The organism is Paenibacillus sp. E222 (genome assembly GCF_013401555.1).
In the GTDB taxonomy this organism is placed as follows: domain Bacteria; phylum Bacillota; class Bacilli; order Paenibacillales; family Paenibacillaceae; genus Paenibacillus.
In genome coordinates, this window is sequence record NZ_CP058552.1 from 3,571,764 (window position 1) to 3,587,032 (window position 15,269).

The window sequence follows — 15,269 nt, forward strand, 5'->3', positions numbered from 1 at the left end:
TCCATAATTCAAAGCCTGATCCGTATCTCAATGCGGATCAGGCTTTTTGCTTTGGAGTATCCATGAATAACAAAACCCCATCCTCATGATGCGAGAATGGGGTCAAGAGTGGAGTTAGGATCTCTGTATTACGGTTGGAAATGCACGGCTCCAGACGGCTCAGATTCGCCTATGCTGTTGCTGGCGGATACCTTGAACCATCCACTGGTGGATGCAGGCACTCCGTAGTCCATGGAGGTACCTGAAGTTGTGCCAATTTTGGTGTAAGGGGCTGCCCCTGTCTCACTAAAATATACAGCATAACTTTGAACACCATCTGCTTCCGGATTGGAGGCCCATTGAATGCGCAGTCCTTGGGAGAGCGCCGACACGCTCACTTGGCCTGGTGTAGCTGGAGCCGTAGTTGCGGCGTTCTCATTCGGAGAGTCTTCCGGTGTAACAACTGTTCCCGGAACATTAATCGGTTCATTTATTTCTTCATCTGCAGGAGGCTCTACCATTCCTGCACTGCTAACTGCTGCGCTAGGAGCAGACTCACGACCCGCTACATCCACTGCTGTCACGTAGAACGCAAAGTTTCCACCTTGTGCATATGCGGTAAATGATCTGGACTCACCTGTCAGGACAACCTGCCCCTGATTCTGGAATCCAGCGCCATTTACTGAACGATACAGGCGATAACCAACCACGTCACTTTCAGGTGTTGCATTAAACGTAATCACGGCGTTCCCGTTGGCAACGGAAATTCTCACATTGCCTGGTGCATCCGGTGCTTTGCCGTTATCCGTTCTTGGATCGATCTGTGTCGGCATGTCTGCATCGGCATCTTCCGGCAGGTAATATGCGAGTGATTCGTGACGACTCATGCGTGAGAATGCACTTTGCAGTTCCTTGATGAGATCAGAGATCGGTTTCTTACGTTTGACAACGGTTTTCTCTTTCGTCATATCTCCAGGTGTTTCATCACGCGGAATGTAGTTGACACCATTGTAAGTGATATATTTGGCTTTGGCGACGCCATCATCGCTGTCCTTCGGCACAAATTTGCTATTGAAAATATCAGTGACAAATCGGTCGGTCAGAGAGGTTGGCAATTTGCCACTATAAGCCGATACGGTTCGTGTCTCGATTCCGGATGGTTTCTTGAACGAATCGGTTACGAACATCTCTTTGTCTGTAGCGATAACTTGATTCATGATTTGCGTCCACAGCTGTTGTGCACGTTTCTTCTGTGATTTGGTCTCCAGTGTGTTTACCGGCTGTTTGTATCCAACCCATACACCCAATGTGACATCCGGCGTATAGCCTTCAAACCAGACATCGGCGTAGTTTTGAGTTGAACCCGTTTTGCCTACGATAGGCACACTCTTGGAGTACTTGTAATTTTCACGAACTTTATCGGCTGTACCTTCCGTAATAACGGTGCGAAGCATATCTGTCATCAGGTATGCCGTCTGTTCTGAGAAAGCTTGAACAGGTTCTGCATCGTGTTTATATACGATATTCCCTTTTGAGTCTACAATTTTGCTGATCATATAGGAATCATTGTACACACCCTTGTTGGCAATAGCTCCATAGGCATTAGTGAGCTCTTCAACGGTAACACCGTACTGAAGTCCTCCGAGAACACCAGTCTGGGCTTGATAATCTGCCGGCTGGATGGTGGTAATCCCCAGCTTCTTGGCAAAAGCCCATGATTTGTCGATACCAACTTCTTCGTTGAATAGCTTCAGCGCAGGCACATTCAGCGAGTAGTTGAGTGCTCTACGGGCAGTCACAAGTCCCTGGTAGCGATTGTTGGCATTTTTCGGAATATGGAATCCGGTCTGGCCGTCCTTCAGAATTATCGGTGAATCATCAATAATGGAGGCCGGTTGAACAAGTCCTTCATCCAGTGCAGGCAGATAAGCGGCAATAGGTTTCATAGTTGAACCTGGCTGACGCACCATCTGGGTTGCATAGTTCATCTGCTCATCCTGGAAATCACGGCCTTCAATCATGCCGAGAATGGCGCCTGTTTTATGATTGATCAACATGGCAGCAGTCTGTTCTTTTCCCTTCACGGGATCGTCAGAAGCGAAATTACTGTCATCTTCGGCAATGGTACGCATCGTTTTGTAGATACTCTTGTTGATGGTCGTGTAGATACGATATCCACCTGTACGCAATTGCTGCTGAGCTTCTTCCAGCAGGGCACTGCTTTCTTTTTGCGGTGTATCTGTACCCGTATCCTTGGCTGAATCCGATTTGGCATCCGTGCCTTCAGCTTTATCCGAATTGAGTTGCATCAAAATCTGTGCAGCTTGACGCTCTGTTTCCATCATAAGGTATGGATAAGTATTGTAAGCTTTGATGGTTTTGGGTGCGAGTGAACTCTTGATGTCAAAAGCAAGAGCTTCGTCATACTCGGATTGATTAATTTTGCCCAATTCCAGCATACGGCGCAAGACCAGATGCTGACGATTAATTGCACGCTCAAAATTGTCCTCAACAAAGTCGCCTTTTCCATTAAAGGCAGAATAAGAGGAGGGGAGCTGAGGCAATCCTGCCAGATAGGCAGCCTGAGCCGTGTTTAATGTGCTCAAATCATTAATATTGAACAGTCCTTTGGCAGCTGCCTTGACTCCATATACGTTATATCCACTGGAGCCGTTACCAAAAGGAACCTTGTTCAAATAGGCTGTCATAATTTCATCTTTGGTCAGGAAACGTTCGAGTCGGAGCGAAAGTAAGATTTCTTTCACTTTCCGGTCCTCGGTTCGATCCAAATTGAGGAATACACGCCGGGCCAATTGCTGAGTCAGTGTGCTGCCGCCGGTCTGAACAGATTCTTTTAGCACTTTCTGTTTCACGGCACGGAGCGTTCCGCTCATGTCTACACCTTTATGTTCGTAAAAATGATTGTCTTCAATCGAAATGACTGCATCAATAACGTTCTGCGGGATCTGGTCAGAGGTGACCGGACGCCTGTCTTCTTCTGTTCGTAATTGACCGATCGGACTGCCGTCGGCAAAGTAAGCAAAGCCTGTGATGGAGTTTTCGCTGACTTTTTGTTCAATCAGCGCCCTTGAACGGACGGGTTCGTCTTTTACAATGGAACTGACGTATCCCATCAGAGCACCGCCTACGAATAGTACCCCCATGAATCCCAGGACAACCATCCATTTGACGAAACTACCCAGTCTGCGGGCAAAGCTGCGCTTGCGGACAGGCTGTTCATCGGGCTTTTTCTTATTAACATCAACCATTCAGTGTCTTCCTCCTTTTAACAGCACTTATTATAGCATAAAAAGGCTGGTTTGCATGCCTGAGAAATACAAGCAATGGTCGAAAATTGCCATTCTTTCTTGGATTATAATATATATCATGCGGAATTGAGTTGCATATCATGAGAAGTCGTGGAGAATTTCAGTAAAACGTGGAGGCAGCATGTCTACACCGTTGCTATGGCGGAAAGATGAGTTGAGGGAAAAAGGCCGTAACTGTACATTTCGCACAGTACGGCCTCATGATTTCCTTTTGAAAATGACGTTTTTTTAGAATATAGAAAAGCTTTGCAAATTAGGTCCTGAAACGCTGAATCAGCTCGAGCAGTTCCTGTGTAAGCTTAGCAAGCGCAGCAGAGGCGGCTGTAACTTCTTCCATCGCTGCAAGCTGCTCCTCGGAGGCAGCTGCCACACTTGAGGCGTGATCTGCCGTCTCGTGACCTATGGTTTTGAGCTGTTCCAATGTGGCGTCCACCTGTTGTGATCCAGCAGACATTTGCTCAGCGATGGCGGAGACATCCTCAATCTGGATATTCACATCGGAAATCTGTGAAGAAATAGAGAGGAACAGTTCTCCACTTTCGTTAATTACATCGGCAATATGAAGGACTTCGGAATTTCCTTTTTCCATATTTGTGACAAGGGAGAGTACTTCTTGTTGAACAGTATGAATCAATACTGCGATCTGTTCGGCGGATGTGCGTGACTGTTCGGCCAAATTGCGAATTTCAGATGCTACCACACCGAATCCACGTCCGTGCTCGCCTGCTCGCGAAGCTTCAATTGATGCGTTAAGGGCAAGAAGATTAGTTTGGCGACTTACTTCACTGATCATGTCTGTTATGTTCCCAATCTGCGCCGAACGCTGACGAAAGTTCTCCAGTGCAGACATGGACCCCTGTGCAGAAGAAGTCGCAGAGTCCACCATTCGCATAGCAGACTGAATCTTGTCCGATCCTGCCGCAGTTTGGTCAGCCACGCTTCGCGAAGATTCAGCTACATCTGCTGCGGCTTGTGCAATGCGGCCAATACCTGTCGTAATCTCATTCATGGCACGTGAAGTTTCTTGAAGCTCATGCATTTGCGTGCCGGCTTTTTGAGCAACGTCCTGACCTGTTGAAGCAATGACCTCAGCGGCCTTACCCGTTTCCTCTGCACTGGCTGTCAGCTGTTGGGAAGTGGAACCCACAGATAAAGCATGCTCCGATATCACGGAAATGGTATGGCGGAGCGTATCCATCATCTGATTCAAATGGCCTGACATCACGCCGAACTCATCTTTGGAATAGACAGGAAGCTTCTGTGTAAGATCTCCATCTGCGAGTTGCCCGGCAACCGTATTGACCCGATTCACTTGCCTTACAATGTACAGGATTGTGTAAGTCACAACACCACCAAGCAACAGCAAAGCGAGAAACGCAATGATAACGGACCAGGTCAGGCTATCGTAGAAGGGTTGCAAAATATGACGTTTGGGCAGGGCTGACACGAGATACCAGTTCGAATCCGTTCCTTGCAACTGAGCAGGCTCCGCAATAAACAGTTCTTGCTCTGATCCATCCGTGACGTAAAACTGGCGCTCGCCTGTTTGAATCCGTTTAATGACGTTTTGAATCTCTGTCGGGATTACTGCGTCTTCCTTGGCCAATTCCGGATGGGTTCCATGCGCAGCTATTTTTCCATCACTTGTAATCAGCATCGCGTAGCCGTTATCCGGATTTAGTGAAGATATATTCTGTTGAAAGCGTTCAATGGAGAAGTCGGCTCCGACAATGCCAAGAAACGTATTATTTTCATCCAGTAAAGGCAGGACGATGGAGACAAGCAAAGTTTCCTTTCCAGATACGGTGTAGGTGGTTGGCTCAGACCAGTAGGCGGATTTACTCTTTTTGGGCTCCTGGTAATACCTGCTGGTTTTACCTTCTCCCTCATAGGTCGTCAGAGGTTCCACGTGCAGGGTATTCCCATCACGTATCACGTAAGGAACGAAGCGGCCGGTGTCATCGTCATAAACGGTCTTATTCATATTCTCTGTATCTTTTCCGTCGAACGCATCAGGTTCCCAACCGGTATAAAATCCGAAAACCTTATCATCTTTTTTTAAGTATTGTTCCAGAAGGTGGACGATCTCTTTGCGGTCAAGCGACCCTGTACGAGCCGAATCCACTAATGTGGTACTTATGGTATCAAGGGTGTTTTTCACTTGGTTCATTTCAACCATGAATTCATTTTGGGCTCGGTCTGATGCTTGTGCAGCAACAGTTTCACCGTACTGAACGCTCTTGTCGTAGATCATTTTGGTATTAAATGCAATGAGTGTTCCAATACAGCACAATAATACGACTCCCAGTAACAGTCCGAGTTTGACAGCCAGTTTGCGATCGCTCAGAAACTTTATCATGTGATCCCCCCAGGTTTCTCTTTAGGTGTACGATGTGTTATTCAGTTCTCCGAAAGGGAGTGTATATTTTATATCGTTACTTGGGGGTTCATAATGTATATTCAGGTAAAAAAACACGTAAAAAAACAGCTGCCGAGAAAATCTCGGACAGCTGTTTGGTGTGAAGCTTAATGAAATTGCAACGATTAACGGTTGTAGAACTCGACGATTTGTTTTTCGTCGATGTCTTGGGACAATTCCGAACGCTCAGGCAAACGAATAAATTTACCTTCCAGAGCAGTATCGTTGAATTCTACGTATGCCGGAAGATGCGAACGGTTTTCCAAAGCTTCCTTAACGGAAGAAAGACCGCGGCTTCTTTCACGCAGGCTGATAACGTCGCCAGTGCTTACTTGGTAAGAAGCGATGTCAACTTTTTTGCCGTTTACAGTTACGTGACCGTGGGATACCAACTGACGCGAACCAGCGCGGGAGTTAGCAAATCCAAGGCGGTATACGAGGTTATCAAGGCGGCTCTCAAGCAAGAACATGAAGTTTTCACCCGCGATACCTTGCATTTTTTGCGCTTTAGCAAAGAGAGTGCGGAATTGCTTCTCGCCCAAACCGTACATGTGACGCAGTTTTTGTTTTTCTTGCAATTGCATACCGTAGTTGCTCATTTTTCTCCGTTGGTTTGCTCCGTGCTGACCTGGAGGGAAAGGACGTTTCAATTCTTTGCCTGTTCCGCTCAGGGAAATGCCGAGGCGACGGCTCAATTTAAATTTAGGACCAGTGTAACGTGCCATGTTTAAAGTAGCTCCTTTTTAGTTAAAGTTCATATAGGGCTCTGTTTGCGCTCCAATTTGTTGATGCGGGCTAGGCCACGCATAAGACGATCAGAAAAGTTCAGCCGCTGTCCTGAAAGCAACAAAAAGAATGAGGGTGACACAACCGGTAATGCCCAAATTTAAAGACCCATTAGTAGTCTTCATCAACAATTTATTTTACAGTTTAATAGAACCAAAGTCAAGCTTGTGATAAAAGCAAAAAAACGTCTAAATTTGTCGATAGGTCATTAGGCCCAAAAAAATGGGACAATTTTCTGAAATATGGATGCAAAAAAGCTTTAAAGAGAGTAAAATAGATTGTATCTTAACTTTAAATGATCTTGTACATTAAGGTTATCGCATAGGATTTGCAGGTTTGCGATAACGTCTGCAGATTAATGCATCCGAGTGGATGCAAAAACGGTGCAAAGGAGCGCCTGACATGTTAGAACATCTAAGAAGTAAAACAGCCAGCTTGAATTCGCGAAGTTCGGGCGATTCCGCATCTTCTGCCGCTCCTCACGAAGCGCATATATTTTGGATGCAAAAAATGGACATCACACCTTTTGATTTTTCATATTTGGGGAGCCTGTTGCAGCAAGCATACACCGACTGGCATGCCCAGCGGCGGCCACACTCAGACAGATCATCGATAATATACAACGTATGGAATACAGAAGGGATCTGTATGGGGCAAGGGAATGAAGGGGTTCCATTGCTTGATGTACATTCGACTGTGATGCAATGCCTTGAATCGGGACAGGCCCAGTCGTTACGTGGAACTACTGAAAATGGAGAGTATCATCTAATGGCTGAACCGCTGTTCTCCAGAACAAATAGGGATATGTTTGCTGTCTTCACTGCTGTAACCTACGAGCAAAATCGAGATGACACGTCTGAAGCTGTTGTTCGATCGGAGGCATTGCATTATCGTACCTGCTTTTACCGAAGATTTGAATACATATTTATGACGGATCTATTACATGCTCATGAACAAACGGCTCGTGAAGATCATCGAAGGTCGATTCTGTTCCAAATCGTTCAACGGATGCATGACAAAATGGATGTGGACGCCATATTGGATGAAGTATTTGACAGCATTGACTACTTATATCCAACGACCCGCATGACATTGTATATGTCTCAGGATCAGAGCAGCCTCAACCCACGCATCAAACCGCTGCTTGTTCATGAACGTGGAGAAGACATCTGTGTACAATCGTTCATGGAAGGCAAGCTCATTGTTGTTCGATCGGATGAAGGTGAACATCGTATTCTGGAGGTTGGTCTTCCTCTAAAAGGCAAACAAGGGATCTATGGTGTATTTCATATTGAGATGAATGAGGAGCTAATGGAAGATTCAGATTTGCAGCTGATTACGATGATGGCGGATACAGCAGGAACTGCTTTTGAAAATGCCAAGCTGCACGAACAATCGAATATGTTGATCCAGGAACTTCGTCTAATCAACGATCTGACACAACGTTTGAACAAAAGCCTGCAGCTAATGGAGATCTACCAAATCTCCGAGCAGGAGTTAAAGGACATCTTCCAGGCTGAATCTTGTTGTATTCTGCAATTGAATGATAGTACGAATCACTTCGAAGTGATGTCATCGAATATAAATGAGTTATGTCGCAAAACGTTTCCTATGGACTATGGAATCGCAGGTTTGCTCTATCAAACCGAAGAACCACTCATCCTATCCAATTATGCAAAATACGATAAAGTGTCATCGGTTTTCATGGATCTTACCGGCTCCCTGTCATTGATCGCTTCACCCGTTCGGGTGAATGGGGAAGTGAAGGGTGCCATTTTGCTGGGACATCCGAAAAAGCAGTATTTTTCGTACGATAATTACCGTCTGCTGCAGATGCTGTCCATTCATATTGGACTTGCTCTCTCCAATGCTACCCTCCACGCCGAGGTACGACGTTTGGCAAACCTGGATATGCTGACAGGACTATATGTGAGGCATTACCTGGATACTGTGATCCATGAACGTCAGGCTCACGAATTCTGTGGTTCATTGGTTGTTGTGGACATCGACCAGTTTAAGCAGGTGAATGACACGTTTGGACACCAAACCGGTGATCAGGTATTGAAACAGGTGAGCGACATTGTAACGAGTTCTGTCCGGCCCGAGGACATCTGTGCCAGATGGGGCGGGGAAGAGCTGGCCATCTATATGCCTCAGATTGGTGCTCGTCAGGCACTGGAATATGCAGAAATCATTCGTACCAGGGTTGCTGAAGAGACAAGGCCTTCCGTGACCGTATCCAGCGGTATTGCCGAATGGAACTGGATGGATGAGAAGGTTAGTGTGGAATCGTTATTTTACCGGGCTGATATGGCTCTGTACGATGCGAAGCATGGTGGTCGTAACCGAATCGTCATGGAAAAACAGGAAGTTACACGTTAAGAGAGGACTATTCCGATTTCGGAGTCGTCCTCTCTTTATTTTTTTGAAGAGGCGATGCCAAAGGAAGGAAGTATAAGCAAATAAGGGAGGGGCAGGCTATGGAGAAAGTTTGATGGAAAGGTGGAATAGAATATGTTGAACCGTCGGTATATGCGTGGACTATTGTTAACTCTGAGCATGGTTGTGTTGTGTGCTCCTGGTTGTGGATTGTTAGAGCGGGATCGAACTCCCGAGGAATTATTTTCACTGGCTTTATCAGGAATTGCAGGTAAAGAAAAGCTGAGTTTTGATGGGGAAGCGGGATTGCGACGTGAAAGCAGCGGGCTGTTCGAAAATCAGTTCAAATTTGAGGGCAAACTGGAGGATCATGATCGCTTGACCTTGCAAACGAGGTTGCCTGGAGCTGTAACTGCTGCCGGAACGGGAGTAAATGCTGCTGCTGTTAACAATAATGGGCAACCAAGCGGATTCAGTGCATCTTTTGAACGAAAACGAGGACAATGGATGGCTCTAACTGCCCAACATGAGCCCCTGCGCGGATCGCTGTCCCGTTTTAATCCCATCGCGCAAATGGAAAGTATCGATCGGTTGAACAAAACGATTACGTCCGAGTACGGTTCAGGTCGTCGAACGAAAATACTGCGAATTGAACTCGCGCCGAAAGACGCTAAAACCTTAGCACTCGCACAGCTTAACGACGAGATGGATGCAATCCGGGCAGAATATATGCATAAGGCAGCTGCGGTTAAGGGAGACAAACAGGCGAAGCTGGAGAAGGATTTGAACAAAGTGTGGGAGCAAGGGGAAGCATCGATGCAAGAGATGATGAAACAGGCCGAGGTACAGACGGTGTATCATCTTACCATAGATCGGAAAAGCAGCTTGCCCTTGCGACTTTCCTCCGAAAGCCAGGTGAGCTATAAGGACATGAACAGGAAATTGAATAAAGAAGCTCTTGTCACAGATGTAAACTTCAGGGCTTATGAGTAGATGAGTTGCGGGACTGCCTGCTGACGGGATCGTTGTAGCGTGCTACAATAGTATCGTAATTTACCGTTGTTCAATTCAAGGGATGGCGGATGACAGGAGGAGTTTACACGATGAAGGACCCAAGAATTCAGAAGCTCGCAGCTAATTTGGTGGGCTACTCTGTAGATGTACAGCCCGGCGAGAATGTGCTGGTTGAGATGATCGGCACGGAACGTGATCTGATGAACGCAATCATTGAAGAAGTAGGCAAAAAGGGCGGTAACGTCTTTGTACAGCTGACTGACAAAACAGTACAGCGTGCCATGCTCAAAAATGCAACAGAAGAAATGATGAAAACCTGGGCAGAGATCGATCTGAACCGGATGAAGCAAATGGATTGTTACATCGGTATCCGTGCAGGGGAGAATGTGAATGATCTGTCCGATGTACCGGAAGAGAAAATGAAAATGTACAATTCACTGTATTCCCATCCGGTACATAGCGAGCAGCGGGTAAAACATACAAAATGGGTTGTGCTTCGTTACCCGAATGCAAGTATGGCACAGCTGGCGAATACAAGTACAGAAGCGTTTGAAGATTTCTACTTCGACGTATGTAACCTGGATTACGCTAAAATGGACAAAGCACAGGATTCACTGGCTAACCTGATGAAACGCACGGATAAAGTCCGTATTACTGGACCAGGGACAGATCTGAGCTTCTCCATTAAAGATATCGGCGCAGAGAAATGTTCCGGGCAAAAAAATATTCCGGATGGCGAAGTGTACAGTGCCCCTGTACGTGATTCCGTGAACGGAACGATTAGTTATAACGCGCCAACGTTGTATAACGGCATTACTTTTGAGAATATCAAGTTCACCTTCAAAGACGGTAAAATTGTTGAAGCAACAAGCAACGATACAGACCGCATCAATGAAATTCTGAATTCAGATGATGGCGCTCGTTATATCGGTGAATTCGCCATCGGATTCAATCCGCATATCCTGCACCCGATGAAGGACATTCTGTTTGATGAAAAAATTGCAGGCAGCTTGCACTTTACGCCAGGCCAGGCATATGAAGAAACAGATAACGGAAACCGTTCCTCCATTCACTGGGATCTGGTGTTGATCCAGCGTCCAGACTACGGTGGTGGCGAAATTTATTTTGATGATGTACTGATCCGTAAAGACGGTATTTTCGTTATTCCTGAGCTGGAATGCCTCAATCCGGATAACCTGAAGTAGGAACCGTATTTTGCTGTTGCTAGGAAAGCGGATTCACGGTATCATGTAGTGGTAATTAATAGATGATATCAAAAGTGAAAAGACGGAGGGATTCCTATGTCGAGTAATAACGCAGCGGTAGTTGAAATTGCTCAAACAGCGAGCAAATTTACTTCTTCAATCGTACTTCATTCAGAGAACAAGTATATCGATGTAAAAAGTATTCTCGGGCTGTTTACAACGCTGATCAGCACGCACAGCTATGAACTGCACGTTCATGGCCCGGATGCAGCTGAGGCCAAAGCAGCTATGTCAGAAGTATTTGCCAAACATGGACTGAATGTGAGTATTGCATCCGAGTAATGGCACTAAGAAGCATCTCTGCCTGTTATGGCAGAGATGTTTTTTTGCATGAGATCATTCAGTTGTGCGGCAAGACCTCTCTAAAATAGGGAGATTAGGCAAGAATAAAGCTGTTCATGATCTATGGTTATTTTGGTCAGGTTCTTGTATTAGCTCCTGATTTCGTCTAATATTAGAGGTAGAACGTCTTTACGCGATTTTTGGGACATAGGGGGGAAAAATGCATGACTTCATCTGATCTGCAGGACCAGTTGCACTTGAAAGCGATCAGTCTTCTTCAAGAAGATGCAGATAAAATACAGAAGCTTATTGAAGTACAGATGGAGAATCTGGCTACCCGCTACTGCCCTCTCTATGAGGAAGTATTGGATACACAGATGTATGGGTTCTCCAAGGAAGTCGATTTTGCTGTTCGTGCAGGGCTTCTTCCAGAAGGTGCAGGTAAGCAGCTGGTAAGCGCGCTTGAGCGGAATCTGGCAATTCTATATGAAGCTTTGAACAAGAAGAATGAGCAATAGCCTGCAATAGCGCGGGTCAGAATAGAAGGCATGCAGGTGTTTGCATGCTTTTTTTGTGCGCCTGGATCGGACAGTTCCTCTGATGTGATTCAGGCAAAGGGAATCATAAAAGGCAGTCTGGAAATGCGATTTCCAGGCTGCCTTTTACGCGCTGATTGTTTAGTCAATCATTTAGGGTGATGGGAGTACTGTTATACCAGGAAGAACGATACACCCAAAATAATATACACGACCATGAGGAGCAGACCTTCGTACCAGTTCGTTGAACCGTCCTGAGTGATGGACTTGGCAATAAATACGGCTACGCCTATAGCAACCAGCTCAATCGTTGTAAATACGATGTCCATCGTTCTGCCTGTGAAGAAGCTGACAAAAACGAGTACAGGGGCAACAAAGAGTGCGATTTGCAAACTGCTGCCGACTGCGATCTCCACGGCGGCACCGATTTTGTTTTTCATGGCAAGCATGATGGCTGCACTATGCTCGGCTGCGTTACCGATAATGGCAACGAGGAACGCACCGACGAACAGTTCGCTGAGTCCGAATTGTTCAGTAAACACCTCAAGGGTGCCAACAAGCCATTCACTGACGAAGGCAACCATGACGGTTGCAAGAACGAGATAGAGAATCGATTTTTTCTTGGACCACTCGGGTGCATGTTCATGCGGCAGCTCTTCATCTTCATCCACCGTGACATCTGCGAGATAGTTCTTGTGTGTGACCATGGAAAATACTAACCACGCTATGTAGGCAAGGATCAGTAAGCCTGCGACAATAAGACTGAGTGTATTCGTGTCCTTCTGTGTGATGGAATGGGTGTTCAGGAACACGGCTGGAATAAACAGGGCAATGATGGCTACAATCATCAGGGAGCCGTTTAGGCCGGCAAGCGATACGTTATAATTCTGAATTTTGAACTTGAGTCCTCCGGCAAAGATACTTAGACCAAGCACCAGCAGCAGGTTACCGATAATGGAGCCTGTCAAACTCGCCTTAACCATGTCGAACAATCCTTCTTTGACGAGGAAAATGGCAATGATCAATTCGGCGGCATTGCCGAATGTAGCATTCAAAAATCCGCCTAACCGCTGTCCGGCATAATGGGCTACATTTTCAGTGGCTTTGCCTAAAAAACCGGCCACAAAAATAACCGAAATGGCTGAAATGACGAATTGCAGAATCGAATCCCATTTCAAGTAGTGGGCGACGGCGCTGAGTGCAAAGGTGGCAATCAGCAAAATGGATGAAATTCGGTTTCTCACAACAAACACCTCGGTAACGTATTATTTTGTTTTAAACGATAGTACTAAACACTTATGAGATTATTTTCATATTTCAATATAACCAAATCGTGGTAGGTTGTAAACGCATCTTTTTGAGTTTAATTTGCTTTTTGGGGTCGAAAGGATTTAAAATACGAGTAACGAAGTGAAGGAGGATGTGGCATGGCAGAACAACTTCAACTAGAGGGCGGAAATATCCGGATTGCCGATGACGTAGTGGCGAAAATTGCCGGAATGGCTGCGATGGAGACACCCGGAATTGCCGCAATGTCTGGAGGATTGTCAGAGGGCTGGGCGAAGCGCCTGAGCGGTAAAAACGTACAGAAAGGCGTAGGCGTGGAGGTCGGCCAGCTGGAAGCAGCCATTGACCTGCGCATCATCGTCCTGTACGAGACACCGATTCATGAAGTTTCCCGCATGCTCCAGCAGAACGTAAGAGAAGCGGTAGAGACCATGACCGGGTTACGTGTTGTTGAAGTCAATGTAAAGGTAGAAGGCGTATCTTTCAGAGGCGACGATCTGTAAACTTTAGCAATCCGTGATGGAAGAGCAGCTTTATAATGGCTTGGTTCTTCCATCTTGATAGACAGAGTGTACCGAGTATACGAAACCGAGCTCACACAAAAAGGCTGCGCACCCCACCGGATGCACAGCCTTTTTGGTGTTGCTTTTTTCTATTGAAGGGGTACATGATTCGTTCCGGTAGGAACAGTCCCATTTACCGAATTCGACGGATGGATTCACGTGAACGAAGTGCGGGAGAGGTACGAGTCTGTGTCTGAACTGTCACCGACTTCGTTTTCTCTTCCTTGATAACGTCCAAATTATTGGTACGCGAGATGCTGAGCAAGATACCCATGGCCACCATCATCACAAAGAGTGAGGTACCGCCATAACTGATGAACGGAAGGGTAACCCCTGTCACCGGAATGGTCTGGGTGACGCCCCCAATGTTGATAAAGGCCTGGATTGCAATTAATCCCATAATACCAATACCAACCAGCGTCCCAAATGGATCGGGACAGCGAAGGGAGACGATAATGCCTCGCCAGATGAAGTAAAGGTAGACCAACAGGAACAAGGCAGTTCCAACAAAGCCAAGCTCTTCCCCAATGACGGAGAAAATGAAGTCGTTATAGGCATTGGGCAAATAATGCAGCTTCATCGTACCTTGTCCGATCCCGGAGCCGGTGATGCCTCCATCCCCGATTGCAACAAGGGAACGATAGAGATTAAGACTTCCGCCTGTTTTGTCGGATAAAGGATCAAGAAATGCCTGAATGCGCCCAATTTTGTAGTTCTGTGTAGCTTCCGTAGTTGTGGTGCTATCTGCAGTATCTGAAGAAGACATGGAAGAAAAAAGGGCATTCGCTCCAAGTGCTAATGCTGCTCCCAACACTACGAGCAAAATGGAACCCATAATGTGTTTCATACTTGCTCCACCCGCATAAATGACTAGACCGCACGTCGAAACCAGAATGAAGCAGGTACCAAAATCCGGTTGCAGCATAATCAGTCCTGCAATGAATCCGACAATGACCAGCACAGGAATATATCCTGTCCTAAGATCCCTGAACCGTTCCCCTTTTTTGGTAATCAGTGCAGCGAGGTACAAAATAATGGCGATTTTGGCAAATTCCGCAGGTTGGACACTGAAGCCGATAATTTCAATCCAGCTTCGGGCACCGTTTACCTTCTTGCCTGCAACTAATACAATTAGTAGCAATACCGTGGTAAGTAAGAAAAAGGGTGCATAAAGTTTTTTGTATTTGTTAAATCGGATATTCATGGCAAAAAACATGCCCACTAAACCGATAACCGCCCACATAAGTTGTTTTTTCGTGAAGAACAGGGCATCATTGTTAAAACTTTTATTTGCAATTGCAATGCTGGAACTGGAGCTGAACACCATCACCAGTCCAAAGCCCACCAACAATAAAGTGAGGATTAGCAGTTGAAAATCCGGCGTGCCTCTCTTCGTTTTCGTTTGGGCCGTTTGTTGTTTCATGGTTTGG

General features: G+C 46.1%; 11 protein-coding genes. 6 read left to right on the forward strand and 5 right to left on the reverse strand.

Annotated elements, in window-relative coordinates; genetic code table 11:
* Window positions 1–128 precede the first annotated feature (128 nt).
* The 3 genes from HW560_RS16095 to rpsD all read right to left on the reverse strand — a co-directional run bounded on the left by HW560_RS16095 (window position 129) and on the right by rpsD (window position 6,452).
* Window positions 129–3,248 (reverse strand): transglycosylase domain-containing protein, encoded by a 3,120-nt coding sequence (locus HW560_RS16095; RefSeq protein ID WP_179263889.1) that lies wholly within the window; start codon window positions 3,246–3,248, stop codon window positions 129–131.
* A gap of 313 nt (window positions 3,249–3,561) precedes the next feature.
* A complete protein-coding gene (locus HW560_RS16100) occupies window positions 3,562–5,667 on the reverse strand; it encodes a methyl-accepting chemotaxis protein (RefSeq protein ID WP_179263891.1) in 2,106 nt (701 codons plus the stop codon).
* A 185-nt stretch (window positions 5,668–5,852) separates the two neighbouring features.
* Window positions 5,853–6,452, reverse strand: coding sequence for a 30S ribosomal protein S4 (gene rpsD / locus HW560_RS16105; RefSeq protein WP_076288214.1), 600 nt, complete (start codon window positions 6,450–6,452; stop codon window positions 5,853–5,855).
* A 463-nt stretch (window positions 6,453–6,915) separates the two neighbouring features.
* Between rpsD and HW560_RS16110 the strand changes: the two genes are divergently transcribed.
* The 5 genes from HW560_RS16110 (at window position 6,916) to HW560_RS16130 (ending at window position 11,971) form a co-directional block, all read left to right on the forward strand.
* A complete protein-coding gene (locus tag HW560_RS16110) occupies window positions 6,916–8,895 on the forward strand; it encodes a sensor domain-containing diguanylate cyclase (protein ID WP_179263893.1) in 1,980 nt (659 codons plus the stop codon).
* Window positions 8,896–9,027: 132 nt separating this feature from the next.
* Window positions 9,028–9,885, forward strand: a complete 858-nt coding sequence (locus HW560_RS16115) for a hypothetical protein (RefSeq protein ID WP_179263895.1) — start codon at window positions 9,028–9,030, stop codon at window positions 9,883–9,885.
* 110 nt (window positions 9,886–9,995) lie between these two features.
* Window positions 9,996–11,111 (forward strand): aminopeptidase, encoded by a 1,116-nt coding sequence (locus HW560_RS16120; protein ID WP_179263897.1) that lies wholly within the window; start codon window positions 9,996–9,998, stop codon window positions 11,109–11,111.
* A 96-nt stretch (window positions 11,112–11,207) separates the two neighbouring features.
* Window positions 11,208–11,453 carry an HPr family phosphocarrier protein gene (locus HW560_RS16125; RefSeq protein WP_024631140.1) on the forward strand — a complete coding sequence of 82 codons (246 nt, stop codon included), beginning with the start codon at window positions 11,208–11,210 and terminating at the stop codon, window positions 11,451–11,453.
* A 224-nt stretch (window positions 11,454–11,677) separates the two neighbouring features.
* A complete protein-coding gene (locus tag HW560_RS16130) occupies window positions 11,678–11,971 on the forward strand; it encodes an Fpa/YlaN family protein (protein WP_024631139.1) in 294 nt (97 codons plus the stop codon).
* A 191-nt stretch (window positions 11,972–12,162) separates the two neighbouring features.
* Here the strand turns inward: HW560_RS16130 and cax are convergent, their stop codons facing one another.
* Window positions 12,163–13,233, reverse strand: coding sequence for a calcium/proton exchanger (gene cax / locus HW560_RS16135; protein WP_090901092.1), 1,071 nt, complete (start codon window positions 13,231–13,233; stop codon window positions 12,163–12,165).
* 183 nt (window positions 13,234–13,416) lie between these two features.
* On the opposite strand from cax, the gene HW560_RS16140 reads away from it, so the two are divergent.
* Window positions 13,417–13,779: an Asp23/Gls24 family envelope stress response protein gene (locus HW560_RS16140; protein ID WP_024631137.1), complete on the forward strand. Its 363-nt coding sequence runs from the start codon at window positions 13,417–13,419 to the stop codon at window positions 13,777–13,779.
* A gap of 193 nt (window positions 13,780–13,972) precedes the next feature.
* Here the strand turns inward: HW560_RS16140 and ftsW are convergent, their stop codons facing one another.
* Window positions 13,973–15,262, reverse strand: a complete 1,290-nt coding sequence (ftsW, locus tag HW560_RS16145) for a putative lipid II flippase FtsW (RefSeq protein WP_179263899.1) — start codon at window positions 15,260–15,262, stop codon at window positions 13,973–13,975.
* Window positions 15,263–15,269: the final 7 nt, after the last annotated feature.

Excerpts from the sequence above, each read along its gene's own strand:
- HW560_RS16095 (WP_179263889.1), bottom strand. The coding sequence starts at position 3,248 with ATGGTTGATGTTAATAAGAAAAAGCCCGATGAACAGCCTGTCCGCAAG.
- HW560_RS16100 (WP_179263891.1), bottom strand. The coding sequence starts at position 5,667 with ATGATAAAGTTTCTGAGCGATCGCAAACTGGCTGTCAAACTCGGACTG.
- rpsD (WP_076288214.1), bottom strand. The coding sequence starts at position 6,452 with ATGGCACGTTACACTGGTCCTAAATTTAAATTGAGCCGTCGCCTCGGC.
- HW560_RS16110 (WP_179263893.1), top strand. The coding sequence starts at position 6,916 with ATGTTAGAACATCTAAGAAGTAAAACAGCCAGCTTGAATTCGCGAAGT.
- HW560_RS16115 (WP_179263895.1), top strand. The coding sequence starts at position 9,028 with ATGTTGAACCGTCGGTATATGCGTGGACTATTGTTAACTCTGAGCATG.
- HW560_RS16120 (WP_179263897.1), top strand. The coding sequence starts at position 9,996 with ATGAAGGACCCAAGAATTCAGAAGCTCGCAGCTAATTTGGTGGGCTAC.
- HW560_RS16125 (WP_024631140.1), top strand. The coding sequence starts at position 11,208 with ATGTCGAGTAATAACGCAGCGGTAGTTGAAATTGCTCAAACAGCGAGC.
- HW560_RS16130 (WP_024631139.1), top strand. The coding sequence starts at position 11,678 with ATGACTTCATCTGATCTGCAGGACCAGTTGCACTTGAAAGCGATCAGT.
- HW560_RS16140 (WP_024631137.1), top strand. The coding sequence starts at position 13,417 with ATGGCAGAACAACTTCAACTAGAGGGCGGAAATATCCGGATTGCCGAT.
- ftsW (WP_179263899.1), bottom strand. The coding sequence starts at position 15,262 with ATGAAACAACAAACGGCCCAAACGAAAACGAAGAGAGGCACGCCGGAT.